22 protein-coding genes and 5 pseudogenes are annotated in these 24,981 nt (G+C 69.4%); 12 read left to right on the plus strand and 15 right to left on the minus strand.

The window, feature by feature from the left end; all coding sequences use genetic code 11:
* Positions 1-98: 98 nt before the first annotated feature.
* Positions 99-374 carry a hypothetical protein gene (locus tag OG379_RS37880; protein ID WP_405667857.1) on the plus strand — a complete coding sequence of 92 codons (276 nt, stop codon included), beginning with the start codon at positions 99-101 and terminating at the stop codon, positions 372-374.
* A 442-nt stretch (positions 375-816) separates the two neighbouring features.
* On the opposite strand, the gene OG379_RS37885 is transcribed toward OG379_RS37880, so the two are convergent.
* Entirely contained in the window at positions 817-1,923 is a 1,107-nt protein-coding gene (locus tag OG379_RS37885) for an MGDG synthase family glycosyltransferase (protein WP_405667859.1), read from the minus strand.
* A 182-nt stretch (positions 1,924-2,105) separates the two neighbouring features.
* On the opposite strand from OG379_RS37885, the gene OG379_RS37890 reads away from it, so the two are divergent.
* From OG379_RS37890 to OG379_RS37905, 4 genes and pseudogenes are all read left to right on the plus strand, one after another.
* Positions 2,106-2,939, plus strand: a complete 834-nt coding sequence (locus tag OG379_RS37890) for an SDR family NAD(P)-dependent oxidoreductase (RefSeq protein WP_405667861.1) — start codon at positions 2,106-2,108, stop codon at positions 2,937-2,939.
* Between the two features lie 40 nt (positions 2,940-2,979).
* Positions 2,980-3,846, plus strand: coding sequence for a DMT family transporter (locus OG379_RS37895; protein ID WP_405667863.1), 867 nt, complete (start codon positions 2,980-2,982; stop codon positions 3,844-3,846).
* Positions 3,840-4,640: a polysaccharide deacetylase family protein gene (locus OG379_RS37900; protein ID WP_405667865.1), complete on the plus strand. Its 801-nt coding sequence runs from the start codon at positions 3,840-3,842 to the stop codon at positions 4,638-4,640. The genes OG379_RS37895 and OG379_RS37900 overlap by 7 nt, the downstream gene beginning before the upstream one ends.
* Positions 4,641-4,861: 221 nt before the next feature.
* Positions 4,862-4,978: pseudogene (locus OG379_RS37905) on the plus strand (hypothetical protein); the annotation flags it as partial.
* A 19-nt stretch (positions 4,979-4,997) separates the two neighbouring features.
* Here the strand turns inward: OG379_RS37905 and OG379_RS37910 are convergent.
* Both OG379_RS37910 and OG379_RS37915 read right to left on the minus strand, forming a co-directional pair.
* Entirely contained in the window at positions 4,998-5,780 is a 783-nt protein-coding gene (locus OG379_RS37910; RefSeq protein ID WP_405667866.1) for a sulfite exporter TauE/SafE family protein, read from the minus strand.
* A gap of 376 nt (positions 5,781-6,156) precedes the next feature.
* Positions 6,157-6,966: an alpha/beta fold hydrolase gene (locus OG379_RS37915; RefSeq protein ID WP_405667868.1), complete on the minus strand. Its 810-nt coding sequence runs from the start codon at positions 6,964-6,966 to the stop codon at positions 6,157-6,159.
* Between the two features lie 80 nt (positions 6,967-7,046).
* On the opposite strand from OG379_RS37915, the gene OG379_RS37920 reads away from it, so the two are divergent.
* Complete coding sequence (locus OG379_RS37920) at positions 7,047-7,451, plus strand: MerR family transcriptional regulator (RefSeq protein ID WP_405667870.1); 405 nt, start codon at positions 7,047-7,049, stop codon at positions 7,449-7,451.
* 442 nt (positions 7,452-7,893) lie between these two features.
* On the opposite strand, the gene OG379_RS37925 is transcribed toward OG379_RS37920, so the two are convergent.
* Together OG379_RS37925 and OG379_RS37930 are read right to left on the minus strand one after the other, a co-directional pair.
* Positions 7,894-9,318 (minus strand): MFS transporter, encoded by a 1,425-nt coding sequence (locus OG379_RS37925; protein WP_405667872.1) that lies wholly within the window; start codon positions 9,316-9,318, stop codon positions 7,894-7,896.
* 251 nt (positions 9,319-9,569) lie between these two features.
* Entirely contained in the window at positions 9,570-10,733 is a 1,164-nt protein-coding gene (locus tag OG379_RS37930; protein ID WP_405667874.1) for an amidase family protein, read from the minus strand.
* Between the two features lie 481 nt (positions 10,734-11,214).
* Here OG379_RS37930 and OG379_RS37935 point away from each other — a divergent pair.
* Positions 11,215-11,576: pseudogene (locus OG379_RS37935) on the plus strand (transposase); the annotation flags it as partial.
* A gap of 3 nt (positions 11,577-11,579) precedes the next feature.
* On the opposite strand, the gene OG379_RS37940 reads toward OG379_RS37935, so the two are convergent.
* The gene (locus OG379_RS37940; protein ID WP_405667876.1) at positions 11,580-12,236 is read right to left on the minus strand and encodes a hypothetical protein; all 657 of its coding nucleotides are present in this window, start codon (positions 12,234-12,236) and stop codon (positions 11,580-11,582) included.
* Between the two features lie 405 nt (positions 12,237-12,641).
* On the opposite strand from OG379_RS37940, the gene OG379_RS37945 reads away from it, so the two are divergent.
* Complete coding sequence (locus OG379_RS37945) at positions 12,642-12,848, plus strand: hypothetical protein (protein WP_405667878.1); 207 nt, start codon at positions 12,642-12,644, stop codon at positions 12,846-12,848.
* A gap of 34 nt (positions 12,849-12,882) precedes the next feature.
* On the opposite strand, the gene OG379_RS37950 is transcribed toward OG379_RS37945, so the two are convergent.
* Complete coding sequence (locus tag OG379_RS37950) at positions 12,883-13,602, minus strand: hypothetical protein (protein WP_405668807.1); 720 nt, start codon at positions 13,600-13,602, stop codon at positions 12,883-12,885.
* Positions 13,603-13,685: 83 nt separating this feature from the next.
* Positions 13,686-14,582 carry a LysR family transcriptional regulator gene (locus OG379_RS37955; RefSeq protein WP_405667880.1) on the minus strand — a complete coding sequence of 299 codons (897 nt, stop codon included), beginning with the start codon at positions 14,580-14,582 and terminating at the stop codon, positions 13,686-13,688.
* A gap of 121 nt (positions 14,583-14,703) precedes the next feature.
* On the opposite strand from OG379_RS37955, the gene OG379_RS37960 reads away from it, so the two are divergent.
* Both OG379_RS37960 and OG379_RS37965 read left to right on the plus strand, forming a co-directional pair.
* Entirely contained in the window at positions 14,704-16,065 is a 1,362-nt protein-coding gene (locus OG379_RS37960; RefSeq protein WP_405667882.1) for an MFS transporter, read from the plus strand.
* A 355-nt stretch (positions 16,066-16,420) separates the two neighbouring features.
* Entirely contained in the window at positions 16,421-16,780 is a 360-nt protein-coding gene (locus OG379_RS37965; RefSeq protein ID WP_405667884.1) for a hypothetical protein, read from the plus strand.
* Positions 16,781-16,883: 103 nt separating this feature from the next.
* On the opposite strand, the gene OG379_RS37970 is transcribed toward OG379_RS37965, so the two are convergent.
* From OG379_RS37970 to OG379_RS37985, 4 genes and pseudogenes are all read right to left on the minus strand, one after another.
* A complete protein-coding gene (locus OG379_RS37970) occupies positions 16,884-17,195 on the minus strand; it encodes an SCO5918 family protein (RefSeq protein ID WP_405667886.1) in 312 nt (103 codons plus the stop codon).
* Positions 17,196-17,251: 56 nt separating this feature from the next.
* Positions 17,252-17,655, minus strand: a pseudogene (locus tag OG379_RS37975) (CBS domain-containing protein).
* 44 nt (positions 17,656-17,699) lie between these two features.
* Positions 17,700-18,812: pseudogene (locus tag OG379_RS37980) on the minus strand (DEAD/DEAH box helicase).
* A 124-nt stretch (positions 18,813-18,936) separates the two neighbouring features.
* Positions 18,937-19,659: an ArsR/SmtB family transcription factor gene (locus OG379_RS37985; protein ID WP_405667888.1), complete on the minus strand. Its 723-nt coding sequence runs from the start codon at positions 19,657-19,659 to the stop codon at positions 18,937-18,939.
* Between the two features lie 126 nt (positions 19,660-19,785).
* Between OG379_RS37985 and OG379_RS37990 the strand changes: the two genes are divergently transcribed.
* Positions 19,786-20,286, plus strand: a complete 501-nt coding sequence (locus tag OG379_RS37990; RefSeq protein WP_405667890.1) for a GNAT family N-acetyltransferase — start codon at positions 19,786-19,788, stop codon at positions 20,284-20,286.
* Between the two features lie 7 nt (positions 20,287-20,293).
* Positions 20,294-21,557, plus strand: a pseudogene (locus tag OG379_RS37995) (ISAs1 family transposase).
* Positions 21,558-21,919: 362 nt separating this feature from the next.
* Here OG379_RS37995 and OG379_RS38000 read toward each other — a convergent pair.
* The 3 genes from OG379_RS38000 to OG379_RS38010 form a co-directional block, all read right to left on the minus strand.
* On the minus strand, positions 21,920-22,123 hold the full coding sequence (locus tag OG379_RS38000; protein ID WP_076967088.1) for a cold-shock protein: 204 nt from the start codon (positions 22,121-22,123) through the stop codon (positions 21,920-21,922).
* Positions 22,124-22,800: 677 nt separating this feature from the next.
* Positions 22,801-23,139, minus strand: coding sequence for a MerR family transcriptional regulator (locus tag OG379_RS38005; RefSeq protein ID WP_405667893.1), 339 nt, complete (start codon positions 23,137-23,139; stop codon positions 22,801-22,803).
* Between the two features lie 767 nt (positions 23,140-23,906).
* Positions 23,907-24,182, minus strand: coding sequence for an ATP-binding protein (locus OG379_RS38010; protein ID WP_405667894.1), 276 nt, complete (start codon positions 24,180-24,182; stop codon positions 23,907-23,909).
* Between the last annotated feature and the right edge of the window lie 799 nt (positions 24,183-24,981).

Here is a 24,981-nt window from a genome sequence, read left to right on the forward strand (position 1 = left end):
ACTCGAAGTAGCCTTTGGCGCAGAATGATCGCGTGCTTCCTCCTCGACTGCTGTGGCGCGATCCCCGGCCCATTCCCCGGTACAACCGTCAGGAACCGGTGACACTGATCGTCCGGGGGATCGGGTTCTACGAGCCGACCGATGAGGACGACTGCACGGTCTTCTCATATTTCTGCCAGGCCCACGACCGCTTCTACGAGCGCGAGGCTTGCGGGGAGGGACCACATCTTCTGGCTCTGCGCTGTGAAGAGCACGGACCCGAAAGCACCTGGCCGCAGCCACTCACGCTGGTGTTCCCTGATGGTTTTGAGCCTCCGCTCAGCAAGGCGCAACTCTGCTGGCTGCAAGCAGAGTGGGATGCCGCCCAAGCGTGATCCGAACGAAAAGACCCCAGGGTTTATTGATCATGAGCTGACCGACGACTTCGCACCCGGATGGCGCCGCCCTGAGCGCACCTGGACGGCGACCTCCCTCGCCCGGCTCGCCCGGTGGCGACCCCGGGCGGTGACACCCCGCTGCAGTCCGACTTCATCGACATCGACGTAACGCTGTCCAAGGCCGACCGCGACGAGATCTGCCGGCATGAGGCTGTTGAAGGCGCTCGCGAGACGCAGGATGTACACGGCGTCCGTCCCGGGGGCTGCGGGCCATCCAGGTCGAGCGGACCGCACATTTTCGCTCACCGGGGCGACTCGCCCGGCACCACCCCAGGATTTCACTCGAAGGTGTACACAGTGGACGGGTAGCCGACACGCCCGTCGGCTCCCGCCCCAGGGGCTCAGCCGCAGCCGTGATCCACGTGAGCGGGGGAGGAGTTCAGCAGGCCACCAGCCTGGCCGCATCGGCGGTGAAGACGGCCCGCCCGGCGTTTATCCGGCGATTCCGTTCGGGGCCGGGGTGCACCAGCCGGTCCAGCGAGCTGAGCAGCGTGACGTCGTCGGCGACATGCTCGGTGATGCCCGCGCCGGCCATCTCGCTCACGCCCTCTGCCCCATGGCCGGGTATCGGTCGGAATCCGACGACCGGCACCCCTGCGGCCAAGGCCTGCATGGCCGTCTGTCCCGCAGCGTTGTCGACCAGCGCGCTGGACGCTGCCATCAGGTCGGGCAGATCCTCGATCCAGCCCAATGCGAGGACGCCGGGGAGCCGAGAGGCGCGGGCCCGCAGCTTTGCGTCCTTGCCGCACAGCAGCACCGGCAGGTGGCCTGCCCCGGCGAGCAGGAGCGCGGTCCCGGTGAGCCTCCGGCCCACACCCCAGGCCCCGGCCGATACCAGCACGGCAGGCCGGCCTGGGCCGAGCCGCGCCAATTCCCGCGCCCAGCGCGTCGGCAGTCGGCCCGTGTGTGGGTGGCCGGCCTCGGCGAAGGCAGCGGGGACGACTGGTCCGCACACCTTTGCCGGGCGGCCGGTCGCCGCGCGGACTCGTGCCGCGGCGGCGCCCGTCAGACACAGGTACAGGTCGTTGCCCGGGTGGAGCCACTGCCGGTGCACGGCGAAGTCGGTGACCACGACCGTGCTGGGTGGGCAGTCGCCATGGGCGGCCCGCAGCCGCCCTGTGACCTGAGCGGCCTGGTGGAAGGTGGAGATGAGCGCGTCCGGGCGCCAGCGGTCGACGACGTGGCGCAGGCGAGGCTCAAGGGCTGCGGCCAGCGGGCCGGTGTCCGGCATCCAGCCGTCCCGCGCGACGGGCGCCCCGCGGTCGCGGAAGAACGCCGTGTAGACCGCTTCGTAGGCCCATGGGCACCGGCGGAGCGCCGTGCGGTAGGCGGCGCGCAGCCCGCGGCCGGTACCGGGGGGCAGCAGGTTCAGAAGGTCCACGCATGCGGTCCGGTGGCCATCCCCCTGCAGCCGCCCGGCCAGTTCGGCAGCGACGGCGTCGTGACCGGCACCCATGCTTGCGCTGACTATCAGAAACCTACTCATTCCTGCATATTCTCCGAGGACGGCCAGGTGTGCCAAACCCGCACCGGTTACGCCGTTAGGCCAGTGGGGCCATGCGCGTTTGCCGGTGCGCCGGTTGCATGAAGGATGACTCAGTACGGTCCGGTGCAGGCTGGCTCGGAAAGGAGCTCAGCACGTCGGCGGCCACGAAGGACGGAAGGCCCATGCGCGCGAGCCCCCCACCCCGCGGTAACCACGCGGTCGAAGCCGACGTGTCGCCGTCGGCCGCGGCCGGCCAGGCTGCCCGCAGCCGGCGGAAGGTCGTGTTGATCACCGGCGCGTCCTCCGGTATCGGCGCCGAAGTCGCTTCCCGGCTCTCGGCCACCGGCCGGTGGGAGCTGCTGCTCAGCGGACGGGACGAGGACCGGCTCGGCGAGGTCGCCGCCCGCACCGCCGGTACCTCGCTGCCGATGGACCTGGCTTCCCAGGAGGGCTGCCGAAATCTGGCCGAGGCGGCCCTGGCGCACAGCGGCAGGGTCGACGCACTGGTCGCTGCAGCGGGGCTCGGCTGGGCCGGTGCCTACACCGACATGACACCTGCTGCCGTGAATCGTCTGGTGAGCGTCAACGTCTGCGCCGTCCTTCATCTCGTCAGCATGGTGCTGCCGCAGATGGTGTCCCGTGGGTCGGGTCGGCTGGTGTTGATCGGCTCAGTGGCCGGGCGGTTCGGCGTGAGGGGCGAGGCGGCGTACGCGGCGACGAAGGGCGCGCTGATCCCCTTCGCGGAGAGCCTGCGATACGAGCTCCAGGGCACAGGCGTACAACTCTGCCTGGTACTGCCGGGCCCCGTCGACACGCCGTTCTTCGCTCACCGTGAAGCCCCGTACACGCGCTCCTGGCCCCGGCCGGTACCAGTCGGGCGGGTAGCGGCAGCAGTCGAGGAAGCACTGGCCGGGGGCCGGGACGAGATCACCGTGCCGCGCTGGCTGGGCGTCCCCGGCCGACTGCAGGGCATGGCCCCGCACCTCTTTCGCAGGCTTGCCATGCGCTTCGGCTGACCGGCTTCCGAGCAGTGGAACGAATGCGGGGTCGTGACACGTGATCGTCCTTTCCGTCGCACTGGCGCTGTTCGCCGCGCTCGGGAACGCGGCCGCCTCCGTACTGCAGCGACGCGCCGCAGCGGTCGACCTGCCCGATACCTCCGGCGGCCGCCTCATCGGCCGTTTCGGCTTCGTCCGCAGTCCGGCCTGGCGCTGGGGGGCGGGACTTCTGGTCGTCTCCGGGGCGGCGCAGGCCCTCGCCCTGGCGACCGGTCCACTGTCAGTGGTTCAGCCGGTGATGGCGACGGAGCTGTTGTTCACGCTGGTACTGGCCGCCGTCGCGTTCCGGTGGCCGCCCGGGGCCCAGACCTGGGGGGCGTTTTTCGGGATGGCGCTGGGTCTGGCAGCCTTCCTCCTCCTGGCCGATCCGACGGGCGGCGTGGAGACCGTTCCTCCGAAGAGGTGGCTCATCAGCGCCGTGCCCGCCGTTGCCGCGTCGATCGTGCTGGTCGTCGTGGGCAAGAGGCTGCGGGGCTCGGCGCGGGCGGCGTTGCTCGGGTCAGTGACAGCCATCGGCTTCTCCTTCACCGCGGCATTGATCAAGGACACGCTCGGTCTGGCATCCGGTGGACCCGGGGACCTGTTCACCGCGTGGCAGATCTACACGGCCGCAGCCGTCGGCCTGGGCTCCTTTCTGATGCTGCAGGCCACGCTGCGGGCCGGCTCGCTGGCGGCATCGCAGCCCGCGCTCACCCTCGGCGACTCGCTACTGAGCGTCGTGTTGGGTGTGTCGCTGTTCGAGGAGCGGATCTCTCTTGGCTGGCGGGTGCTGCCGGAAGTGGCATCGCTCGGGCTCATCGCATTTGCCTGTGTGCGTCTGAGTACGTCACCCCTGGTCTCGGGCAAGGAGTCACAGCGATGGTGAGACACCCTGGTTCGGAGAGTGCGGGCGTCGTCTCCGGAGCCGTGGCCGGTGCGCTGGCTGCGGCTGCTGTGTGGCACGTAGGCCCGGCCGCTACCTGGCTGCCACCTGTACGGAGGATCTTCTGCCCCGACCTGGACGGCCGGGGCCGTGCCGACCACGTGGCGCTGACATTCGACGACGGGCCGGACCCGGCCAGTACCCCGTACTTCATGCGCGTGCTCGCCAAGCACGAGGTGCGGGCCACGTTCTTCCTCGTCGGCGCTTCGCTGCAACGCTATCCGGCCCTGGGCCGGGCGCTGGTGGCAGGTGGTCACGAGGTCGCTGTGCACGGCTGGCAGCACGACCGCCCCTGGTTCCCCGCGCCGTTGCGCGACGTACGGGAGGTGGCGCGAGCCGCCGCCTCGGTGCGGCGGATCTGCGGGACGGCACCGCAGTGGTACCGACCGCCCTACGGCATCCTCACCGGCGGTCGACTGGCTGCCGCCCGCCGCGCAGGGCTGCAACCCGTGTTGTGGTCGACGTGGGGCAGGGACTGGACGGAAAACGCTGGCGCCCGCTCCGTGAAGGCATCGGTCCTCAGGGATCTGACCGGAGGTGGCACTGTGCTGCTGCACGACGCGGACGGGTGGAGCGCGCCGGGCGCGTGGCGGGCCGCGCTGGGCGCGCTGCCCGGCCTGCTTGCCGAGTGCCGTCGACTCGGTCTGAGAGTCGGCCCGCTGGGCGAGCACGGCATCGGACAGGTCGACGCGCTACCGACTCGTCGGCGCCACCTGTTGTTCCGGGGACGGTTCTAGTCTCTTTCATGAAGCTGACTGTCCGACGGGTGGTCGGGTAAGCGACAAGTGCCTCTGACCAGCAAGAATAAGGATTGTCGAGGTCCTTGTCGCTGCCGCCGTCGGAGGCACTTCCAGGTGAAGAAGCGTATCGGGTCCATCCACACGTCCACATCCAGGGCGGCGGCCGGGCGGTGGTGTCTCAGGCCGCACCGGGAAATCCGTGCGCCGGCCGACGGCGTGGGTCGATCGCGTGGGGCGCGGTCGCCGATGGCTACCACCCTGCCCGTTTCGACGTTCTCGGCGCGCCGGTCTGCCGGGCAGGGGTGGTGGTCATCATGCACGCCCGGTGCGGTCACCGCGCTGGCCGTGCCGGGCTCAGGACAGGCTCTGGACGGCGTACAGCGCGCCGAGGGCGGCCGCGAGGGTGCCGAGCAGGAGCCGGAGTGCGGTCTCGGGCAGGCGGGGCTGGAGCCGTGCGCCGAGGTAGCCGCCGATGAGTCCGCCCGCGCCGCTGGCCAGGCCCAGCCACCAGTCAGGGGCTACGGGCCCGGGGCTCGCCAGGGCCAGCACGGTGTAGGTGGCGGCTCCGGCGATGGAGGTGGTGAAGGTCGCGGCGAGGGTGGCCGGTGCGATGCGGGCCAGGGGGATGCCGCGCGCGGCGAGGATGGGGCCGAGCAGGGAGCCGCCACCGATCCCGTAGATCCCGCCCACCATTCCCACGGTCAGGGCGAGGGCGGCCAGCGCGGGAGCTGACGGTACGGCAGCTTCGGGCCGCGTGCGGGCGGGGCGCAGGGTGCGCAGGCACAGCCAGGTTCCGAGGGGCAGGAGGAAGGCGGCGACCAGGAGGCGGAAGACGTCGGGGCCGGGGAGGGCGAAGACGCGGATGGTGGCGCCGGCGATGACGCCGGGCAGCGTCCAGGCGACGAGGCGTCGGGCCAGGCTGCCGCGCAGAGCGCCGTTGCGTCGGTAGCGCCACAGGGCGCCAGGCCCGGCGACGACGTTGAACAGCAGGTTCGTCGGTGTGACCGCGGGGCTGGGTACACCCAGGAGGCTGAGCTGGACCGGGAGGAGGAAGACGGCTCCGGAGACGCCGACCGGAGCGGTCACTGTCGAGATCAGCAGGCCGGCCGCGAAGCCCGCCCAGATCGTCCACTCCACTGCTGCCCCTGCCGTTCCTCGATCGCCCGGTCAGTATCGACGGACCGGGCGCGGGAGCGCGAACCGGTAACGAGATGTTCATGAGCAGCAGGTGCGGCCCGGCTTGCAGCACGCGGCCGCCTTCGGCCGCGATGGCCCCCGGGGTAGCCCTGACGGCCCGTTGGGTGAGCGGAGCTTCCGCCAGGCCGACGCTGAAGGCGTGCATGGTGACCAGCAGCCCCACCCGTGATCGCGCGGCTTCCAGATCGTCGCTGATCGGCGTCAGCAGCGCGACCGGCAGCAGCAGTTCTGTGGTGACGACGACGAAGGCGAGACAGCGAGAACGAGCGGGCCGGCCCGGCGCCGGGCAGCGGGCTTCGTGTGAGGAGCGGTGCGCTCACGCCGCCGTGGCGGGGAGAGCGGCGAGGAACGCCCGGACGTGGCGGAGCCAGGTCGCTCGGTCGGCCGCGTTCGGGACGTGGGCGGCGCCGGGCAATTCGACCAGCCTGGCGCCCGGGATGCCGGCCGCCAGGCGGTACGAGCTTTCGGGCAGCACCAGCCGGTCGCCGGTCGGCGCCACGACCAGGGTGGGCGCGGACACCTTCGCCAGGTCGGTCCGGACGTCCACGCGGGACACCAGGTCGAAGTGGTCCAACGTTCCCGGCGGCATCGCGGTCAGCGTCTGGGCGACCGGTGCGTCGAGGTCGGCCGGTTCGAGGCCCGCCAGGTCCGCCGGGGACATGCAGGACAGGAGGGCGAGTCGTGCCAGGTCGTCCCACTGGCCTGCGGCCGCCAGGGACTTGATCAGCTGGGCGACGAGCGCCAGGACGGGGTCAGCGGTAGGGAAGCCCGCGGTGAGGACGAGGGCCCGGACACGATTGGGGTGCCGTGTGGCGATCCGGACGGCCACGGCGCTACCGAGGGACTCTCCGAGAACGGCGAATGAGTCCTGGCCGGCTGCAACGGCTGCTGCGACCAGGCGGTCGGCGAGGTCGTCCAGGTCCAGTGGTTCGATGGCTGCGGGAGAGCCACCCGCTCCGGGGTAGTGCGGGCCGACCAGGGTGTGGTCCTGGGCGAGGTCGTCGAGGACGAGGCCGAAGTTCCCCTCGATGCCGCCGCCGGCGCCGTGCGCGAGCAGAATTGCGGGGCCGCGCCCCCGCACGAGAACGTCGAGTTGAGAGGTGGGAAGCGCGTGATCAGTGGTCATGACTCCGACGCTAAACTCCGACATCGGTGTCAGAGTCAAGTCGCGGCGTGGGCAAGGGGAGCAGGAATGAGGCGAGCGGGATGCGCATGAAGGAGATGGTGCGGCGTACCGGGGTCCATGAGCGGCTGCTGCGCTACTACGAACAGCAAGGACTCCTGACGCCCGACAGGCTGCCCAGCGGCTACCGCGTCTACGGCGAGTCGGACGTCGAGACAGTGCGCCGCATTCGCTGTCTGCTGGCGGCAGGCCTTCCGACCGCTCTGATCTCCCAGGTCCTGCCGTGCATCCGGGCGGACGACGAGCACCTCGTGCCCACCTGCCCGGACCTCCTTGCCCAACTGCGCCGGGAGAGCGAGCGGATCACCCGCGCCATCGAAGATCTACAAGCGTCGCGCGCGATCCTCGGCACCATCATCAGTGCCGCGCCCTCAGGGGGTGCCGAGACACTGAGGCCGACTCCCCCGGCCGCTGCCGAGGCAAGCTGACGGGAAGCCCCTGAGCGAGCCGCTCGCCAGTACGAGGCGGAAGGCGTCGTACGGGTTGAGGTCCGACCAGAACTTCGCTGGCGCCACCGCCAGACCGTCCTCGGCGGCTTGCACCTCGTCGGTCTCGCCCTCTCCTGCCCGCCGGAGTATCGCCTCGGTGATGTCAGGAGGACAGCGAAGAGCCACACGCAAGTTCCTGACGCGACCATGAGCGGCTGGTGAGGTTGTCATGCGGGCGATGCCGAGTACGGCGTGATGGACGCCGTCGCCCTCAAGGCTGCAGTCGCGAAGAATTTCTCCGCGACACCCGGCGCACACTCTCACCGCACCCGCCGAAGGCCCAAGTACGTCCAGTACGAGGGCCTCCGGCCGCGCGCCGACAGCACGCGCCGGACGCCGCTCCTCTACGGAAAACGTTGCCCGCCGCGGCACCAGGTCCGCGTCAGGCGGACGCCTCGGTCCGGGCGGGGGGCGCCGGGACCTCACCCTCGTCCAGGGCGACGTCCTTCGTCTCCTTGCCGATGAGGAGGGCGGTCAGGGTGAGGACGGCCATCACGGAGAGGTAGACGCCGACCAGCCACGGGGAGCCGTCGCCGGCCTCCCAGAGGGCGACCGCGACGAACGGGGCGACGGCCGCGCCGAGGATGGAACTGACGTTGTAGGCGATGCCGGAGCCGGTGTAGCGGACGCTGGTCGGGAAGAGCTCCGGGAGCATCGCGCCCATCGGGCCGAACGTCGTGCCCATCAGAGTGAAGCCGAGGACCAGCCACAGGACCACGCCGAGCGTGCCCAGGTTGATCAGCGGCACCCAGACCAGGCCGAAGACGATGATGCCGACGGTGACCCAGGCGAGGGTCTTGCGGCGGCCGTACTTGTCCGCGAGCGGGCCGGAGATCAGGGTGAACGCGGCGAAGAACAGCACACCGAAGATCATCATCAGGACGAATGTGGTGTAGCTGTAGCCGAGGCCCGGGACGTCCGCGTCCTCGGCGGTGCGGCCGTAGCTCAGCGAGAACGTCGTCATCAGATAGAAGAGAACGTACGTCGCCAGCATCGCGAAGCTGCCGAGGACCAGCTGCTTCCAGTGGTGGCGGAAGACGGTGGCCAGCGGCAGCTTGCGGACCTTGCCGGTCTCCTGCGTCTTCGCGAAGACCTGCGACTCGACCAGGCGCATTCGTACCCACAGACCGATCGCGACCATGACAGCCGAGAACAGGAACGGGATCCGCCAGCCCCAGCTCTGGAAGGCGTCGGAGGGCTGCGAGGGGTCGGCGCCCGCCGCGGAGGGCAGCAGCGCGCCGATGATCAGGAAGAGGCCGTTGCCGATGATGAACCCGAGCGGAGCGCCCAGCTGCGGGAACGTGCCCCACAGCGCGCGCTTCCCGGCGGGTGCGTTCTCGGTGGCGACCAGGGCCGCGCCGCTCCACTCGCCGCCGAGCGCGAAGCCCTGGGCCAACCGCATCAGCACCAGCAGTGCCGTGGCGACCCAGCCGGCTTGCGCGTACGTGGGCAGAACGCCGATCAGGAAGGTCGCGATGCCCATAGTGAGCAGCGAGGCCACCAGAGTGCCCTTGCGGCCGAGGCGGTCGCCGAGATGGCCGAAGACGATCGCGCCGATCGGGCGGGCGACCATCGCCGCGCCGAAGACCGCGAAGGAGGAGAGCAGGGCCGTGGTCGCGTCGCTGCTCGGGAAGAAGAGCTTCGGGAAGACCAGGACCGCGGCGGTTGCGTAGACGTAGAAGTCGTAGAACTCGATCGTCGTGCCGATGAGGCTGGCGATCAGGACGCGGGACCGCGAGTTGGCGGGCGCGGCCTCGGCCGGGGACTGCGACGGGGCCCGGGAGGGCCCGGTAGTGGGAGCGTACATCTCTGGGACTTTCCCACGAGGGCGGAGTGCGGCCGTCGACCTGGAGGGCCGACGGTCCCGCACGGCGGCGCAGGACCCCTCGTGGCAAGGCCGCGCGACCGGTGCGGGCGCCCAAACGATCTCATGTATCTCACAGGCCGGTTAGATATTGTCCAGAATGTGGGATCATGGAACCGGTCGCGGGGCGGCGCCAGCCCGTTCGCTCGCCGCGCCCGGGACCTTGGAGACGCGGTGCCCACAGGCGTGGACGCTCACACCCCGGCCGCCTCCACGCGGACCGCGAGGTCGAGAAGGCGGCGGTCGCTTCCGCGCGGGCCCACCAGGCACAGGCCCACGGGGGCGGTGCGGCTGCGGACGGGCATGCTGACAGCGCAGCGGCCCGTGAGGCCGGCAAGGCAGGTGAGCTGGAAGGTCTGGGCCCTGGCCTGCTCGATGACGGGGCCGCCGAGTGCGGCCTCCTCACGGGTGGGGGCCATCGACGACGCGGACGGCAGGATGAGTACCCGGTCGCCGAGCAGGTCGTCGACGAGGGCGCGCGCCTCGCGCAGGACCCGCTCGGCCGCGGCGAGATCGTCCGGGGTGTACTTCGACGCGGTCTCGAACCGGGACCTGACATCCGGGTTGAGGGACTCCCAGTGCCGCGAGACCCACGGCCCCCACTGGCGCCAGGCCTCCACGCCCTGCTTGGTCTGGAAGGCGCGCACCCAGCCGGGCAGCACGCCGGCGTCGAACCGTACGCCCCGGACGCGCGGCAGCCCGGCGGCGCGCCAGCCGGCCACCGCCCGGCGAACCGAGGCGGCGACCTCCGGCGAGGCCACGTCGATGATCTCCTGCGCGAGTACGGCATCCGACGGAGCCGGGCCGACGCCGCGGGGCAGCAGCACCCGCCCCGCGGCGCGCAGTGCCCTGGCGTCACGGGTGATCCAGCCGACCGTGTCGAAGGACTGCGCCAGCGGGAGCAGCCCCTTGGTGGACACCGCACCATGGCTCGGGCGAATTCCGTAAAGGCCCTGGTAGGAGGAGGGGATGCGGATCGAGCCTCCGGTGTCGGTGCCGAGACCGATATCGGCCTGACCCAGTGCGACGGCACTTGCGGGACCGGAGGTCGAGCCGCCCGAAATACGCTCAGGGGCCGCCGGGTTGGGCGGCGTACCGTAGTGGCCGTTCGTGCCCGCCAGGCTGTACGCGAACTCATCGGTACGGGCAATCCCGGCAACGGCGGCGCCCGCCGCGAGCAACGCCGCAACCGCCGAAGCGGTGGTGGTCTCCGGGTGACTCCCGGCCAGCCAGGCGGGGTTGCCCGCGCCCACCCGATGCCCCTCGACGGCGAACAGGTCCTTGACGGCCACGGTCAGTCCGGCCAGCGGACCGAATCCCGTCGCGGGCACCAGCGGGTCGCCGAACTCTCTCCACACCGTGGGATCGGGCTCCGCAGGCGTACGAGTGTCCGGTGCCGGCTCCCTGCCGGCTCCGGTCGCCGCGACCGCGGGCTGTCCTCCGGTAGCGACCAATGCCCCTGCCCCTGCTGCCGCCGCGAGTCCCAGAAACGACCGCCGGTTCGTCCATATCATCTGCCGCACCCCTCATCTCGTAGGCCGGTGATGGACGTTAGGCGGGACGTATATCGGTGCTGTTTCACAGTCGTGGGCGAGAAGTAAACGGCCGGGCCGGACCGGCAAGGTCACCTGCCTGATCGGCGGAGCCGGTATACGACACCCAGCCCGCGGCCGATGGTGTGGCGCAGCCCCGCCTCAGTGATCTCCTGTCAGCGAAAAGGAGGCGGGGACCGGGTCGCTGTTGAGGAGGGGGTGGTAGCTCTCCGAAGGAGCGAGGTAGCTGGTGGCAAGTTGCGCAACCGCGGGCTGAAGTTCCTCGCCGCACGGCTGAACCACCCACAACCACCAGCACGTCATCGATACCGACACTCCCCTCGCCGTTGTAGTCGGGAGGCCGCTGCCGGGCAACCGGAACGACTGCAAGGCGTCGGAGGAGTCGGGGGCCGAGGCAGCGGTCGTGCGGACGACCTTGATAGCTGACGGCGGCTGTCCAGGGACCGGATTGATCATGCCGTTCGCACCACCGTTCCTATGCGAGAAGTGCCCGGCCGGAAGCGGGAGCACAGCCGCTCACACAAGCAGGTCCGTGCACGAGTGGAGCACGTTTTTGCTCGGATGAAGACCTGGAAGATCCTCCGCGACTGCCGGCTCAGGGGCGACGGCGTCCACCACGCCATGCGCGGCATCGCCCTTGCTGGATAGGACTCAGGCAGGTGCCTCACTCGTGTTCGCCAGCGGGGGCGGCGTGTGCCGCGGCCACTGAGCGCCCACCTGTTCCACAACAGCGCCCCGGAACGCTTCCAAGAGGACGCATCCGGGGTAAAGCCCAAACGCTCCGTACCTCCAGCGGTAGTAGCACGACCAGTAGCTCACCACACGCCGCTCAATGCGTGCGAAGAAGGCCGGGTTGCGCGCGATGAACTCGCCGTAGAGGTGGCGCTGGGTTGAGCCCGGCTCCGCGAGCCCAGGCAGCCCCCGGCCGATCGACTCAATGATCTCCAGCACGTATTCGCCGGCCAACTCCACCACGAACGGGACCGTCCACGGCTCACCCGACGCCGTGATCTGCTCGAGGTGCCGCTGGCGGACCCGGCCATCGTGGTGCCGGGAGTACAGGCAGTGCAGAATCACCTGCTGGGTCCCGGACAGGGCCCGCTCGAATCCGGGGTCCGGCTCCTTGTTGTAGAGGCGCGACGGGATGGCGACGGTTTCGCCCTGCACCTCGACCTCGAAGGGCATCATCGGTGCGGAGCTGGCTTCCGGCATGACCGCCAGGACACTCTGCACGTCACCGGCAAGACGGGTCGGAAATGCCGCCACCAGGGTGTGGGCGACGTTCGACGGATCCCGAGGCAACTGCACAACGGGAGGATAGGCGGCGAACCTCTCCGTCTCTCAACCGCCCACCTCAACGTTGCCGGACAGCCCTTCGGTACGAGTGCGGACCAGGAGGAAGCTCCGTACCGGACGACCTGTGCCGGCGTCTTCTGGCGGAGCACGGCGAGGCTCGTACTCAGTGGCCCTCCCGCCAGTACGATCCGCGCCTCGAAGGTTCTGCGCGCCGAACTTGTCGGAGACCTTGCCCAGACGAAGGTGACGCTCCAGCAGATCCGGGCTGGCACGTTCGCAGGGACGAAGCCCGAGGTGACTCCTCTCGCCCATCGGCTGCGTGCCGGTGGTGTCGAGGCGGAGACCGAAGGTCCGCAACCGACTGACGGAACCCCAGCTCGAGACCAGCATCCCGGTCGAGCACGTGGACGAAGCGGGATGCCCGAAACTCACACCCCCGGCAGCCCCATGGCCGAGGTGGAACTGGTCATCGATCAGGTCACCATCGTGAACCCGGTCGAAGCCACCGCCGCCGTGCGCTGCATCCTCGGTCCGCTCCGCCGCAGCGCCCGCTTCAGCCGCATCCCCGACTCGGCAGAAACCATCGACCTGCAACTGACGCAGTCACGGCTGGATCGTTGGTAGCAACACCCCTCGCCGTTGGGCATCGGTATGTGGGTCAAGGTGCCAGCGCGGTGGCCACCCGAGCCAGGCGATCGGCTGACAGGGCGAAGAGATTGGTGGGGTTGCGGAATGAGTACTCGCCATCGTTCACGGAAAAACCGTGCCCGGCTGGCGTCCAGCGCGCGGGGCCCGGGCCCCCTTGGTCCTCCAGGAGAGCAGCGGCGAGGGCCTCGGGGTCTTCCACGCTCGTGCGGGCGCGTAGCGCACTCGCCAGGCGGCCAACAGCATCGTCGGGGACTGCGTCGTCGCCGAACGCAGGCAGCAGGAGCAGCAGACGGGAGTGGGGATCGGTGGTGCTGCCACCGGGCAGCACGCTGTCCGCAGCTGCCACGAGTTCTGGCCAGGACAGGCCCGGTCCCATGAAGTGACCATCGTCCTGGGCGAGGAGTTCTGCCTGGTTCCAGTCGGGGTGGTGGAGGAGGTAGTCGGTTCCGGTGTCGTCCGCGAAAGTGCGGTAAACCACGTGGAGACGGTGGTCAGCGGCTAGCGGAACCGTGAATGCCGGCCATTCTGCTCGCTCCCACAGCAGCCGCTGGAAGTCGCCGGCTGCGTCGTAGTCCGCGCCGAACAGCAGTTCCTCGGCCTCCTCGGACTGGATACACGAGGAAAGGTGCCCTAGCCAGAAGAGCGGCTCGTCCAGGAGCCCGACCTGGTACGTGAGGGGGCCGCCGTCGTAGCCCGGTATCCGGGCAGGCTGTAGATCTGCACTGTTCATCACGGGGACATCATGACTACCAGGTTCCGCACCCTTGAGGCCGGGAGAACCAGCCGATCCTTATGGGACAGCCCTCAGGCTGTTCAGGGGCGGGCGGCTGCATAGAGGACGTCGCGCAGTTCGGGCATGGCCTCACGGTCCTTGCGCCACACGAGGCGCAGTCTGAGGTCGGGTACGGGGAGGGCCAGCTGGACGAGGGTGCCGGCGCGCAGGCTGTCGGTGACGGCGAAGCGGGGCAGCAGGGTGACACCGAGGCCGTGTTCGGCCCATGCGCGCATCACGGGGACGCCGCCGGCTCGGACGCGTTGGGGCCCGCTGCCGAGGAGGTGCTGTCCGGCCAGCCAGAAAGAGCATTCCGGGACGTTGACCAAGAGCCGTTCGTCATCGAGGTCGGTGGGGGTCAACGTGGGGCGGTTGGCCAGGGAGTGGGTCGGGGCCGCGACGAGGGCCAGGGGCACGGGGTCGAGATCGAGGAAGGCGAGAGGTTCGGCGGGGGCGGGGAAGCCGAGCCCGCCGAGGGCCTCCCCTGCGTCCAGGAGGAGGGCCGCGTCGAGGCGCCCATCCGCAACATCGGTGAAAAGCCCTTGGCGGGTGCGGTCGGAGTGGACGTCGACCGAGATGTCGGGGCGGCGTTCGGCCAGCCGGGCGAGGACAAGGGGAACGTGGGAGCCTGCGAGGGTCTCCAGAGCGCCGAGCCGTAGCCGCCGGCGCTCTCCGCGGACATCGTGGACGGCTTGTTCAGCGGTGTCGAGCAGGGTGCGTGCCCAGCCGCGTAGGCGCTCCCCGGCGGGAGTCAATTCCATGCCTTTGGGGCCGCGGGTGAACAAGGCGACGGCGAGGCCGGTTTCAAGGGTGCGGATCTGCTGTGAGACGGAGGAGGGGGCGAGGCCGAGGGCGACGGCAGCGTCCGTGACCGTGCGGTGTCGGATCACGGCCTCGAAGGTGACGAGTTGGCGTAGTTCCACGTACGCGCCCAACACCGCGAGACCGTTCGGAAATTCCGAATGCAGTGTGCGACTGAGCCGGTGGAGTGCCCTGCCCGGTCGGACCGATGGTGGGCGGCGTTACTGATCTGGCTGCTCACCGGAGGCTTCCTCTTCCATGGCTGTTGTGAATTCTGTCGCGTCGCCCGCTCCGTCCCGGGCGAGGCGGGCAGGCGCGCTGACCGGCGTGTCGCTGGGCTATTTCATGGTGCTGCTCGACACCACCGTGCTGTCCGTCGCCGAACCCGACCTGGCCGCCTCGCTGCATACGTCGATGGCCGGTCTGCAATGGGCCACCACCGGGTACACCGTGGTGTTCGCGGCTCTGCTGCTGTCGGCGGGGGCGGCAGCCGACAGATTCGGCGCCGACCGAGTCTTCCGGACCGGCACGAGCGTGTTCGCGCTCGCGTCCCTGCTCAGTGCCTTGGCCCCGAATCTGGGTGCCCTGCTGGTCCTGCGGGCCGTGTCCGGGGCGGCAGCGGCCGCGTGCGTGCCGGCCTCGATGGCACTGATCGCCCGTCTGTACCCACAGCCTGCGGCGCGAGCTCGCGCGATCTCGGTGTGGGCCGCCGTCAGCGGGGCGGCCGTCGCGGCCGGCCCGATCGCCGGTGGCGCTCTGGTGGAGGCATCCGGATGGCGGGCCGTGTTCCTGGTCAACGCGCCCCTCGGACTGGTCGTATTGGCCCTGACCTGGGGACGGGCGGTGCGCTGCCCACGCGGCGGCAACCGTGTCGACTGGCCGGCGCAGACTGCGGCTGTCGTGGTGCTGGCACTGCTCACGGACGTCCTGATCGCTGCCGGCGCGGGCGCATGGGTCCGCACCGCGTGGTCGGCGGGCGGGCTCGGCATCGCGGTGACTGTGTTCACCGTGCTCGAACGACGCAGTCAGGCCCCGGTCGTGAACCGGACGCTCCTGCGGTCGGCACCGGTACGGGCCGGTCTGCTGGCGGGCGCGGTCACCAACTTCGCCTTGTCCGGCGCCCTGTTCGTGCTGCCTCTGCTGCTGCAGCGCGAACGTCACCTGAGCGCCCTGGAAACGGGGCTGGCGTTCCTGCCGCTGACCGTCCCCTTCGTCGCGAATCCGCCGCTGACCGGCAGGATCGTCACCCACACAGGCCCGCGGCCCCCGATTCTCGGCGGCCTGGCACTCCTGACCGCCGGAGGCACGGTCCTGGCCGGCACGGTTTTCGCCGAAGGCGCCTACGTCTGGCTCGCTGTGGGCCTGCTACTCACCGGCTTCGGCATCTCGTTCATCCTGCCGGCCCTCGTCGCGGCCGTCATCGGCGCCGCCCCGCCCGGCACGGCCGGCTCGGTCGGCGGCCTCCTCAACGCCATCCGCCAGATCGGCGCCACCTTCGGTGTCGCCCTCATGGGCACCGCCGCGGCCGCCGACACAGGATGGTCGCTGCTGTTGTCGGGCGGCCTCTGCGCCGTCGCCTGGCTGGCCTTCGCGCTGACGCCCGGGAGTGCATCCCGGTAATCAGCACAAGATCGGAACGTGGGCCAAGCACCGCCCAGGCGGAGCTGACCGCGCAGCAGGCGCCATCGCCCGATTCGGCGATGGCGCCACACGGACCTTGGAGCGCGAGTGGGGGAGGAGTTGTCCAGCACCCCTTACAGCTCCTTCTTGGGCCAGCGGGCGCGAGGGCCTTGAGGAGACCGAGGAACCTCGCGTAACCGCTTGCGTGCTCCGCGTGCCGGGACCTGGGGCTGCAGGGGCAGTACTCCACTCGTCCGGGCGCCCCCGCGCCTCCAGCGACAAGACGTCAGCACCGTCCTGATCCAAACCGGTACCGCAATAAGCAGTCCGATGGTCGACGAATATAATCGGCGCCATGTGTAAGCCTGACACGCTGCTTGTTGACATTGCCGCCCTGGTGGAGTCCGGGCACAGCAATCAGATGCCTCTGACCGTGGTGGCCGGTGGTGCTGTCATCACGGGCCGGCTGGCTCCCGAAGCCGTCTGGAGGCAGCGGGTGTCGGAGGTCCTGGCGGACTCGGCCCGCCTGAGCGACTTCTCCGCCGTGTTCACCACCCCGGCACCCGAGGAAGGACCGCCCACGCATCTGCACTTCCACGTAGCTCGGATTCTGCAGGGCACGGTAGGGATCCCGGAGACAGGCGGGATGTACCGGGTCGCGATCGAAGACGTCAGCGCCTGGACCATGGGCGACTTCAGCTACTCCGACCACTGACCCACTGCCGGCCGCGAGAACTCGGTACATGGTGAAGGGCCGACCGGGGTGCGCCGGTCGGCCCTTCACCCCTGCTTGCTGACGGATCGCGCCTGCCCGTCGGTCAGGCGGCCACAGGGGCGCCGAGCATCGCGGACGCGTGCTGCAACGGGTTGAGAACGCGGGTGGCTGAGGGGGCCTGTGGAAGGCCGCGGCAGGTGAAGCCGAGCCGGGCCATGGCCCGGACGACTTCTCCTGCGCTGAAGTCGCGGCGGTCCTGGCCTGTGACGACCTGGCCGACTTGTTTGACGGGGTAGGTGCGTCGGCCGATGATCACGGACTCGCCGGGTCCCTGCTCGGGCTTGATGCCCTTCATCGATTCCAGGACGCCGCTCCTGGTCAGGTCGAACGGGAAGCGGGCGATGACACAGCGCATGATGCCTCACAGGGAGAAGAACGATAAGGGAGTGGCTCTGCCGCGGTGGGGACGGCTCAGTGGGCAACGGTGAGGACGCCCAAGGCGCTGCCGTGTTCGTCGACCACAGGCAGGGCATTGACGTGGCTGTTGCGCATCACGTGCGCGGCTTCGGCATGGTGATCACGGGTGAGGTGACCGGTCCGCGGTCGCCGACGATGTCCCGCAGCTGGACCATGTCCGAGGACGCGGAGCTGCCCTGGGCTGCTTTGAGCTGGGCCTGGGCGACCAGTCCGACACACAGGCCGCTGTCGTCGCGGACAAGCATGTTCCCGGTGCGGGCGCTGGTCATGACCGCGAGTGCCACCTCGACGGTCATGTCGTCACAGACCTGCGGTCCGGCGGTCTCCATGACGTCGGCCACCGTCCTGCGTACGGCAGCGGCACTGACCGGGCGGGGCTGCACCTGAACCAGCGTCAAGAGATGTCTCCTGTACGGGTGGGTCAGCTTCCGTAACAAAGATCTCAGGCCGCCGCGTCGAAGGAGGACTGATGAGCGGACACGCGCCGGGCGGCCGAGGCGGGGCTGCACCGGCCGTGTGAGGACGCGCCGCGTCGGCGGCGCTCGCCCACCGGCGCGGTAGTCGTCACGGGGATGCCTGAGGGGGTCCGGGCACCGGTGATCCGGTTGAGTGCCTCTTCGCCGGAGCGGACCTGGGTGGTCTGGGGCACGATGCCGGCGGCGGTCATGAGGCGGGTCATGTCACGGCGCTGGTTGGGGGTGACCAGCGTGACGACGCTGCCGGACTCCCCGGCCTTCACGTGCCGCGATCTGCGTCGTCGTCCGGTGCTTGTCAGTACCGTGGACGTGCAGCACGTGGTGCTCCATCGTCGTGACCGCACCTGTGGACGGGTCGACGGAGTGAACGACCGGGTCGCTGAGGTAGCGGCGGACCAGGCGATCGACGTTGCGGTCCAGCGGGGCGGAGAACAGCATCCGCTGACCGTCGGGGCCGGACCTGGTCCAGGAGCGCGGTGACCTGGGGCATGAAGCCCATGTCGGCCATCTGGTCGGCCTCGTCCAGCACCGTGATCGCGACCTGGTCAAGCCGACAGTCACCACGGTCGATGAGGTCCTTGAGCCGGCCCGGCGTCGCCACGACGACCTCGGCGCCGCCACGCAGCGCGTTGGCCTGCCTGCCGATCGACATTCCGCCGACAACGCTGACCAGGCGCAGCCTCACCGAGCGGGCGTAGGGGGCCAGTGCGTCGGTCACCTGCTGGGCCAGCTCACGCGTCGGCACGAGGACCAGCGCCAGCGGCTGACGGGGCTCGGCACGTCGACCGGCGGTGCGGGCCAGCAGAGCCAGGCCGAAGGCGAGGGTCTTCCCGGAGCCGGTGCGTCCACGGCCCAGGGCGTCGCGGGCCCGCGAGGGTGTTCGGCAAGGCACCCTGGATCGGGAACGGGACACTCACGCCCTGCGCGGTCAGCGCGGCCAGCAACTGCCCCGGCATGTCGAGGTCGGCGAACGCCCCTACCGCGGGCAGCGCGGGAGTGACCGTGACCGGCAGGGCGAACTCGCCCTGGACTGCGACGGGCCGTCCGCCCGAGCGGCGCGGACCGCCGGAACGGGCCAGGGTGGTCGGGTTGAGGCGGCTGCCCCGGCCGGAATCGGTGGTACGGCTGCGGGATCAGGGCCCCGGGGAGAGTCCTGTTCGTCCGACTTGATCACGTGTCGGCGCGGCCCGAGCCGGACCGGAATCAAAGTTCAGTTGGCGGCAGGCCGAGGTGGTCGTGCCATGCCGCGCGTCCTGCGGGTGTCACGAGCAGGGCGCGGGTAGTGCCGATGCGCGTCATCCATCCGGTGGTGAGTGCGTGGGTGCACAGGGCGGCGCCCACGGCGCCGGCCAGGTGGGGACGGCGCTCGGTCCAGTCAAGACATGCGCGTACTGGTGGGCGGCGTGAACCGGTGGGCACCGTGATGCCGATCTCGACAAGCCAGAGGGTGCCCTTGTTGGTCAGGCCCGGTTCGGGTCCCCACTCCAGCAGTCCGCGCTCGACCATCGCGTCGGTGATCGCCAGTGCGACGGTTCCGGCCAGGTGGTCGTAGCACAGCCGGGCGCGGGCCAGTGCATGCTGTCGGCCGGAGGCCGACAGTGAACGTGGCCGGGCTTTGTCCTGCGGGGCCAGCGCGGCAAGGCTTTCGATCAGTTCGACCACCCTGCGGTCGGCTACCCGTACATAGCGGTGGCGTCCGTGTCGCTCCTCGACGAGGAGTCCGCCGTTCACGAGCAGGTTCAGGTGTGAGGTTGCAGTGGACGGTGCGATGCCGGCGTAACGCGCGAGCTCATTTGCCGTCCACGCCCGGCCGTCGAGCAGCGCGAGGCAGAAGGCGGCCCGGGTGCCGTCGGCCAGTAGTTTGGCCACCCCTGCCAGGTCCACTCCCACGTCCTGACCTGCGCGCTGAAAGTCCACGGTGTCCATTGTCGCCGACGTCTCTTCGACGGCTGTCGAAGCGTCCGCGTCCTAGCGTCGGCACGTGCGCAGGGCTCGCCGGCCCCGCATCCGCCCGCGAGGCCGCGCCGCCTCTGCTCACGTACTGGAGCAACCATGACTTCGTCCGACAACGCTGCCAGAGGCTCCCACCAGCCTGAATCCCGGACGGGCTTCGTACTCACGGACGCGCCCGCCCCGGCGGACATCGCGGCGATCTCCGACGCGCTGGACCGCTTCAACGTCGAGCACACGGGGATCGCCGACCGCAGACCTCTCGCCGTCCTGGTCCGTGATCCCGCAACGCGCCAGGTGGTCGGCGGGCTGACCGGGCGTACCTCGCTCGGGCTGTTCTTCCTCGACCTCTTCTACCTGCCACCCCGGTTGCGGGGCAGCAGGCTGGGAACACAGATCCTCCGGAAGGCCGAGGACGAGGCCCGTGCCCGTGGCTGCCGCACGGCCGTGCTCTACACGATCACCTTCCAGGCTCCCGGCTTCTACCAGAAGTACGGGTGGAAGCGGCTGGGAGAGGTGCCCTGCGATCCACCGGGTACCAGCCGCGTCTTCATGACCAAGGACCTCACCGCACCAAGCGGCGAATCAGTTCGGTCCCGGTAAGGTCGCCGTGCTCGTTGCACCATCATCCTTCCCGTCCGCTCCGCTCCTGCCACAGGCCGCGTCCCGAGTGTCACGGACCGAGGCGGTGGTGCCGTCCGGGCTGCTCGACGCGCTGGCCCGGGTGCCCGATCCGCGCAATCCGCGCGGCGTACGGTTCCGGCTGGCGACGTTGCTCGCGGTCGGAGTGTGTGCTCTCACCAGCGCCGGCCACAACTCCCTGACCACTGTCGCTGAGTGGGTACGCCGCTGCGACCAGGATGTCCTGGCTCGACTGGGCTGCCCCTTCGATCCCTTTGCCGGACGGTTCAAGGCTCCGGGCGAGCGCACCCTCCGCGATGTGTTCGCCCGCCTCGACCCCGCGCTACTCACCGCCGCCGGCTTCACCAGGCTCACCACACTCCAGCCCCGACCGGTCTGCTCGACAGCCCCGGACGGGACCGTCGAGCGCGAACAGCGCCGCGCCCACCGCATCGCCCAGCGCGAGACAGACCCGCCGCAACCGCGTCGTGTGGCCTTCGCCGTGGACGGCAAATGCCTGCGCGGAGCGGTCCGCGCGAACGGCAGCCGCGTCCACGACGCGTTGACTGCCGCTCTGCGCGAGGTCGGTGCGAAGACGAACGAGATACCCGAGTTCGCTCCGCTGCTGGACGCCCTTGATGATCAGGACCTGACCGGCTCCGTCGTCACGGTCGACGCCCTGCACGCCCAGACGAGCCACGCCCGCTACCTCGTCGAGGACCGAAACGCCCACTACCTGTTGTCGGTGAAGAACAACCAGCCCACCCTGTCGCGCCAGGTGACGAATCTGCCCTGGAAACAGGCACCGGTTCCTCAACCGCTCCCGCGACCGCGGACACGGCCGGGACGAGGTCCGCGAGGTGAAGGTGGTGAGCGTGGACGGCCTGCTGTTCCCCCATGCCCGCCAGGTTGTTCGCATCCACCGAAAACGCCGCCGAATCAACACATCGAAGTGGCAGACCGAGACTGTCTACGCCGTCACCGATCTCGCGGCACACCAGGCGACTCCCGCTGAGATCGCAACCTGGGCACGCGGCCACTGGATCATCGAGAACACCGTCCACTGGACCAAAGACGTGGCCTTCGCTGAAGACGCCAGCCAGATCCACCGCCACCGCACCCCCGCGGTCATGAGCGCCCTGCGCGATCTCGCCCGCGCCACCCTCCACCGCTCCGGATGGGCCAACATCGCCAGCGGCCGACGAGCCCACACCCATCCCGCAGCCACACTCACCCTCCACGGGATTCCATGATCAAACCAGGCGAACGCGACTCTCCCCGGGGCCCTGGCTGCGGGATGAGCGGTTGTCCGGACGTGTGGGGTTCATTCAGAACCTTCCTTGATACGGCGCGTATCAAGGAATTCCCGCTGCGGAAGAACAGTGCGGGGAATCACAAGAACGGGCCGAGAAGAATGCGAAAGTAAATGTGCCGTGCGGTTAGCCCCGGAGCGGGGTGCAGGTGAAGGCCGTGAAAATGGATGACGTCGCCTGGATGTGAAATTCAGAAAGCCGAAAGGGCGCAGCCCTCAAGGAGCGGGCCTCGAGCAGACTCCGTAGCGGGGGCCCCGCACCCCTCGGGGTGCGGGGCCCCCGCTACGAAGTGCGCGTCAACGTCAGGCGGGAACGATGTTCTCGGCCGTAGGGCCCTTCTGGCCCGGTGCGATGTCGAAGGTGACCTTCTGACCTTCGAGCAGCTCACGGAAGCCCTGAGCGGCGATGTTCGAGAAGTGGGCGAACACGTCAGCCCCGCCACCGTCCTGCTCGATGAAGCCGAAACCCTTGGCTGCGTTGAACCACTTCACAGTGCCTGACGCCATGTCATATCTCCTTTGAGGGCAGTACGCCGGACCCGCGATGCACGGGGGCCGGGTCGCCGTGATGATGCCCCGCCCGGAGAAAAGAAACCGGAATACAATGAAGCTCCTCCTGGCTGCAAATAGCCACGAAGGGACTTGAAGTTTTGGGAACCACAACTGCAACTGAGATCGACAGTAGCACGCCGTAATGGCCTGTGGACGTCGAATAATTCCACCCTCTTCGCTGCGACAAAAACACTCACGGCGCGGCACGTTGAACCCTCATCCCGCGCCCGTAGATATTGATCCACCCGGAGAACAGCGTTGCAGGAAGAACGATCACCCTTTACGGGGCGAAGGGAGGGACCGCTCGGCCGAACGTCAGGCCGGCGGCGCACCGACCGGCCACGACGCAGACCCGTCCGGGTCGCTGCCCTCGGCGCTACAACCGTAGCGCTTCACCCGTTGACGTCACCCACAGGTCCGCAGCCGGCTCCCTCTTCGGCCAATGGGCATCTTGCGCAGCAACAAGCGAAAAAGGGCAGCGGCACGACAGGACGCCCACGCCGAAGGCGTGGGGCAGGCTTTCGAAGTAAGACAGCCGGAGCCGACGCTTTGTGTCCGCGCACTCCGTCAACGCGGGACATGGCCCTTGCGGGTGCTCCCGGCGCGTGAGCGCGCACGGCGGGCACACCACGTCAGCTGGCAAGTGGTGAACCGGCAGGCTTGGCGGTGCGGTGGTATTCGGCGTTGATCCGCCGGGCTTCCTCGAGCTGGTCCTCGAGGATGACGATGCGGCGCGCGGCCTCGACAGGAGTGCCGGCATCGACGAGTTCGCGGGCGCGGGCCGCGATGCGGAGCTGGTAGCGGGAGTAGCGGCGGTGGCCGCCCGCGGAGCGCAGCGGTGTGATCAGTCGGGCTTCGCCGATGGCCCTGAGGAAGCCCTGGGTGGTGTTGAGCATCTCGGCGGCCCGGCCCATGGTGTAGGCGGGGTAGTCATCATCGTCGAGACGGCCGAACGAGTCGTCCGCTGTCATATGTACCTTCCTGTGGAGCGCGCGTGGGAGGGGCCCTGGTGCCATTGGCACCAGGGCCCCGAAGGAACTGCTACACCATCAGCCGGCCGTGATCGGCTACGCCGGCTCTGTGTTTCCGCGTACCCGCCGGAAAAGGCCGGGGGGGTTGCGGGGATCGCGGTTGCTTGACCGGAGACCACCTCGCTATCGGTGTCCTGCGGTACCCGGGCCCAAAAATTTCGCCCGGGCGATCCTGATGGCGCTCAACTCCTCCATCCTTCCCTCTGGATCAACAACTCCGTACCTTCGGTGGCCTCTCACAGCGCCACTTCGGCAGCCAGCCCCGTCGCCCGTCCTGCATCTGCTCTGGCTTGGAACCCCGCTGCTGAACCTCCCGGCGCGCGCGTCCGCAGCCGACGCCTTTGCCAAGGTGCGGCTCAACTACCTCGCTGCTGGGTACTGCTGACCACTATGTGGCACTGCTTACGGCGGCCCTGAGCAATGCGGGCCACCGCCCGAGGCGGGGTCACCCGTAGCCGTCCTCAACAATCCTGGCTTCGGACCTCCACCGCCGCGCGAACTGCAACTGCACGTACTTATGCCCGGCAGTCCATCTCTGCCAGGCCCCTCTGTCCCTCTGGGCTACGAGAGAAACCATAACCACACCACCACCCAATGTCTACTCCAGCCGACATAGATTTCCACGTGTGGAGCAGGAAGGCTATTGGCCTGGGGTATCTGTATCCAGCCCCGTCGGGCGGACACCGGGCTCCCCGTTGTCTCTCAGCTCAGCGGTGGAGCTGGGCGTGGATGGTTTTGCCGTATCCGGGGCCGGTAGTGATGGTCCGGTGGGTGGTGAGGTGGCGGGTCATGTGCCAGCCGAAGCCGCCGCTGCCGCCGTCGAGGTCGGGGGTGTGCTCGCGCGGGCGTGCCGGGCTCGGGTCGCTGACCGCGGCGGTCACCGTGTCGGGGCCGGCGGAGAGGCGGAGGGTGTACCGACCGCCGCCGTGACGCAGGGCGTTGGTGACGAGCGCGGAGACGACCAGGACGAGGGTGTCCGCCATGTCCGGATCGGGCGCCCGGGTGAGGCGGTGGGTGAAGGCGCGGGGGCGACCTGGCGGACCTGGCGATACCGACCGCACTGTCGCCCCGCACCGCGGTCGGTACGGGGAGCGTCGGGGTGATGGCCATTGTTGTGCTGTCCATGCGGGTACACCCCATCTGTGATCGTTTGTGCCGTTTGTTCCGTGCCGCTCCACCTGCCCGTTCCGAACGGGCCTCACGCTCCACCGGGTGTGCTCCGGTGCAGGTTTCAAGCGATGCGGACCGCAGGACTTCGCTGTCAGTCCTCACAGAAAACCTGTCCTGACGGAAGTAGACATGTGGGCGTGGCTGGGGTTAGTGTCCTGTCCGTAGCCAAGAGATCGAGCAGGCCCGGCAGAGATGAACTGCCGGGAAGCAGTACATGTAAGTGCAGGTCGGTGCGGTGGTGGAGTTCCGAAGCCAGAGCGGTTGCAGGATGGTGACGGGACTGACGGCCGGACCGGGTGGCCCGCAGTGATCAGGGGCCGCCAACAGCAGAACCGCAGTACACAAGTGCAGTCCGCAGTACCAGCGGTCCCTCGGTAAAGGCGTCAGACTGCGGCGCGCGTACCGGGCAGTTCGACAGTGGGGTTCCAAGCCGGAGCAGACGCAGGACGGGCGACGGGGCTGGCTGTCGAAGAGCGGTATAAGAAGTTCGCATCACCAGCAGTAGGTCATTCAGAGGGAAGAAACGGAGGATTGAGGCGCCATCAGGATCGCCCGGGGTGGAAGTGAGCCCGGGTACCGCAGGACATCGATAGGCAGGTGGTCTCCGGTCAC

It is taken from the genome of Streptomyces sp. NBC_01166 (assembly GCF_045039765.1).
Taxonomy (GTDB): domain Bacteria; phylum Actinomycetota; class Actinomycetes; order Streptomycetales; family Streptomycetaceae; genus Streptomyces.

Bases quoted from the DNA above. Each gene is read 5' to 3' on its own strand.
- OG379_RS37885 (WP_405667859.1), bottom strand. From the start codon at position 1,923: ATGAGTAGGTTTCTGATAGTCAGCGCAAGCATGGGTGCCGGTCACGAC.
- OG379_RS37890 (WP_405667861.1), top strand. From the start codon at position 2,106: ATGCGCGCGAGCCCCCCACCCCGCGGTAACCACGCGGTCGAAGCCGAC.
- OG379_RS37900 (WP_405667865.1), top strand. From the start codon at position 3,840: ATGGTGAGACACCCTGGTTCGGAGAGTGCGGGCGTCGTCTCCGGAGCC.
- OG379_RS37915 (WP_405667868.1), bottom strand. From the start codon at position 6,966: ATGACCACTGATCACGCGCTTCCCACCTCTCAACTCGACGTTCTCGTG.
- OG379_RS37920 (WP_405667870.1), top strand. From the start codon at position 7,047: ATGCGCATGAAGGAGATGGTGCGGCGTACCGGGGTCCATGAGCGGCTG.
- OG379_RS37925 (WP_405667872.1), bottom strand. From the start codon at position 9,318: ATGTACGCTCCCACTACCGGGCCCTCCCGGGCCCCGTCGCAGTCCCCG.
- OG379_RS37945 (WP_405667878.1), top strand. From the start codon at position 12,642: ATGCCCGAAACTCACACCCCCGGCAGCCCCATGGCCGAGGTGGAACTG.
- OG379_RS37950 (WP_405668807.1), bottom strand. From the start codon at position 13,602: ATGAACAGTGCAGATCTACAGCCTGCCCGGATACCGGGCTACGACGGC.
- OG379_RS37960 (WP_405667882.1), top strand. From the start codon at position 14,704: ATGGCTGTTGTGAATTCTGTCGCGTCGCCCGCTCCGTCCCGGGCGAGG.
- OG379_RS37965 (WP_405667884.1), top strand. From the start codon at position 16,421: ATGTGTAAGCCTGACACGCTGCTTGTTGACATTGCCGCCCTGGTGGAG.
- OG379_RS37970 (WP_405667886.1), bottom strand. From the start codon at position 17,195: ATGCGCTGTGTCATCGCCCGCTTCCCGTTCGACCTGACCAGGAGCGGC.
- OG379_RS37985 (WP_405667888.1), bottom strand. From the start codon at position 19,659: ATGGACACCGTGGACTTTCAGCGCGCAGGTCAGGACGTGGGAGTGGAC.
- OG379_RS37990 (WP_405667890.1), top strand. From the start codon at position 19,786: ATGACTTCGTCCGACAACGCTGCCAGAGGCTCCCACCAGCCTGAATCC.
- OG379_RS38000 (WP_076967088.1), bottom strand. From the start codon at position 22,123: ATGGCGTCAGGCACTGTGAAGTGGTTCAACGCAGCCAAGGGTTTCGGC.
- OG379_RS38005 (WP_405667893.1), bottom strand. From the start codon at position 23,139: ATGACAGCGGACGACTCGTTCGGCCGTCTCGACGATGATGACTACCCC.
- OG379_RS38010 (WP_405667894.1), bottom strand. From the start codon at position 24,182: ATGGCGGACACCCTCGTCCTGGTCGTCTCCGCGCTCGTCACCAACGCC.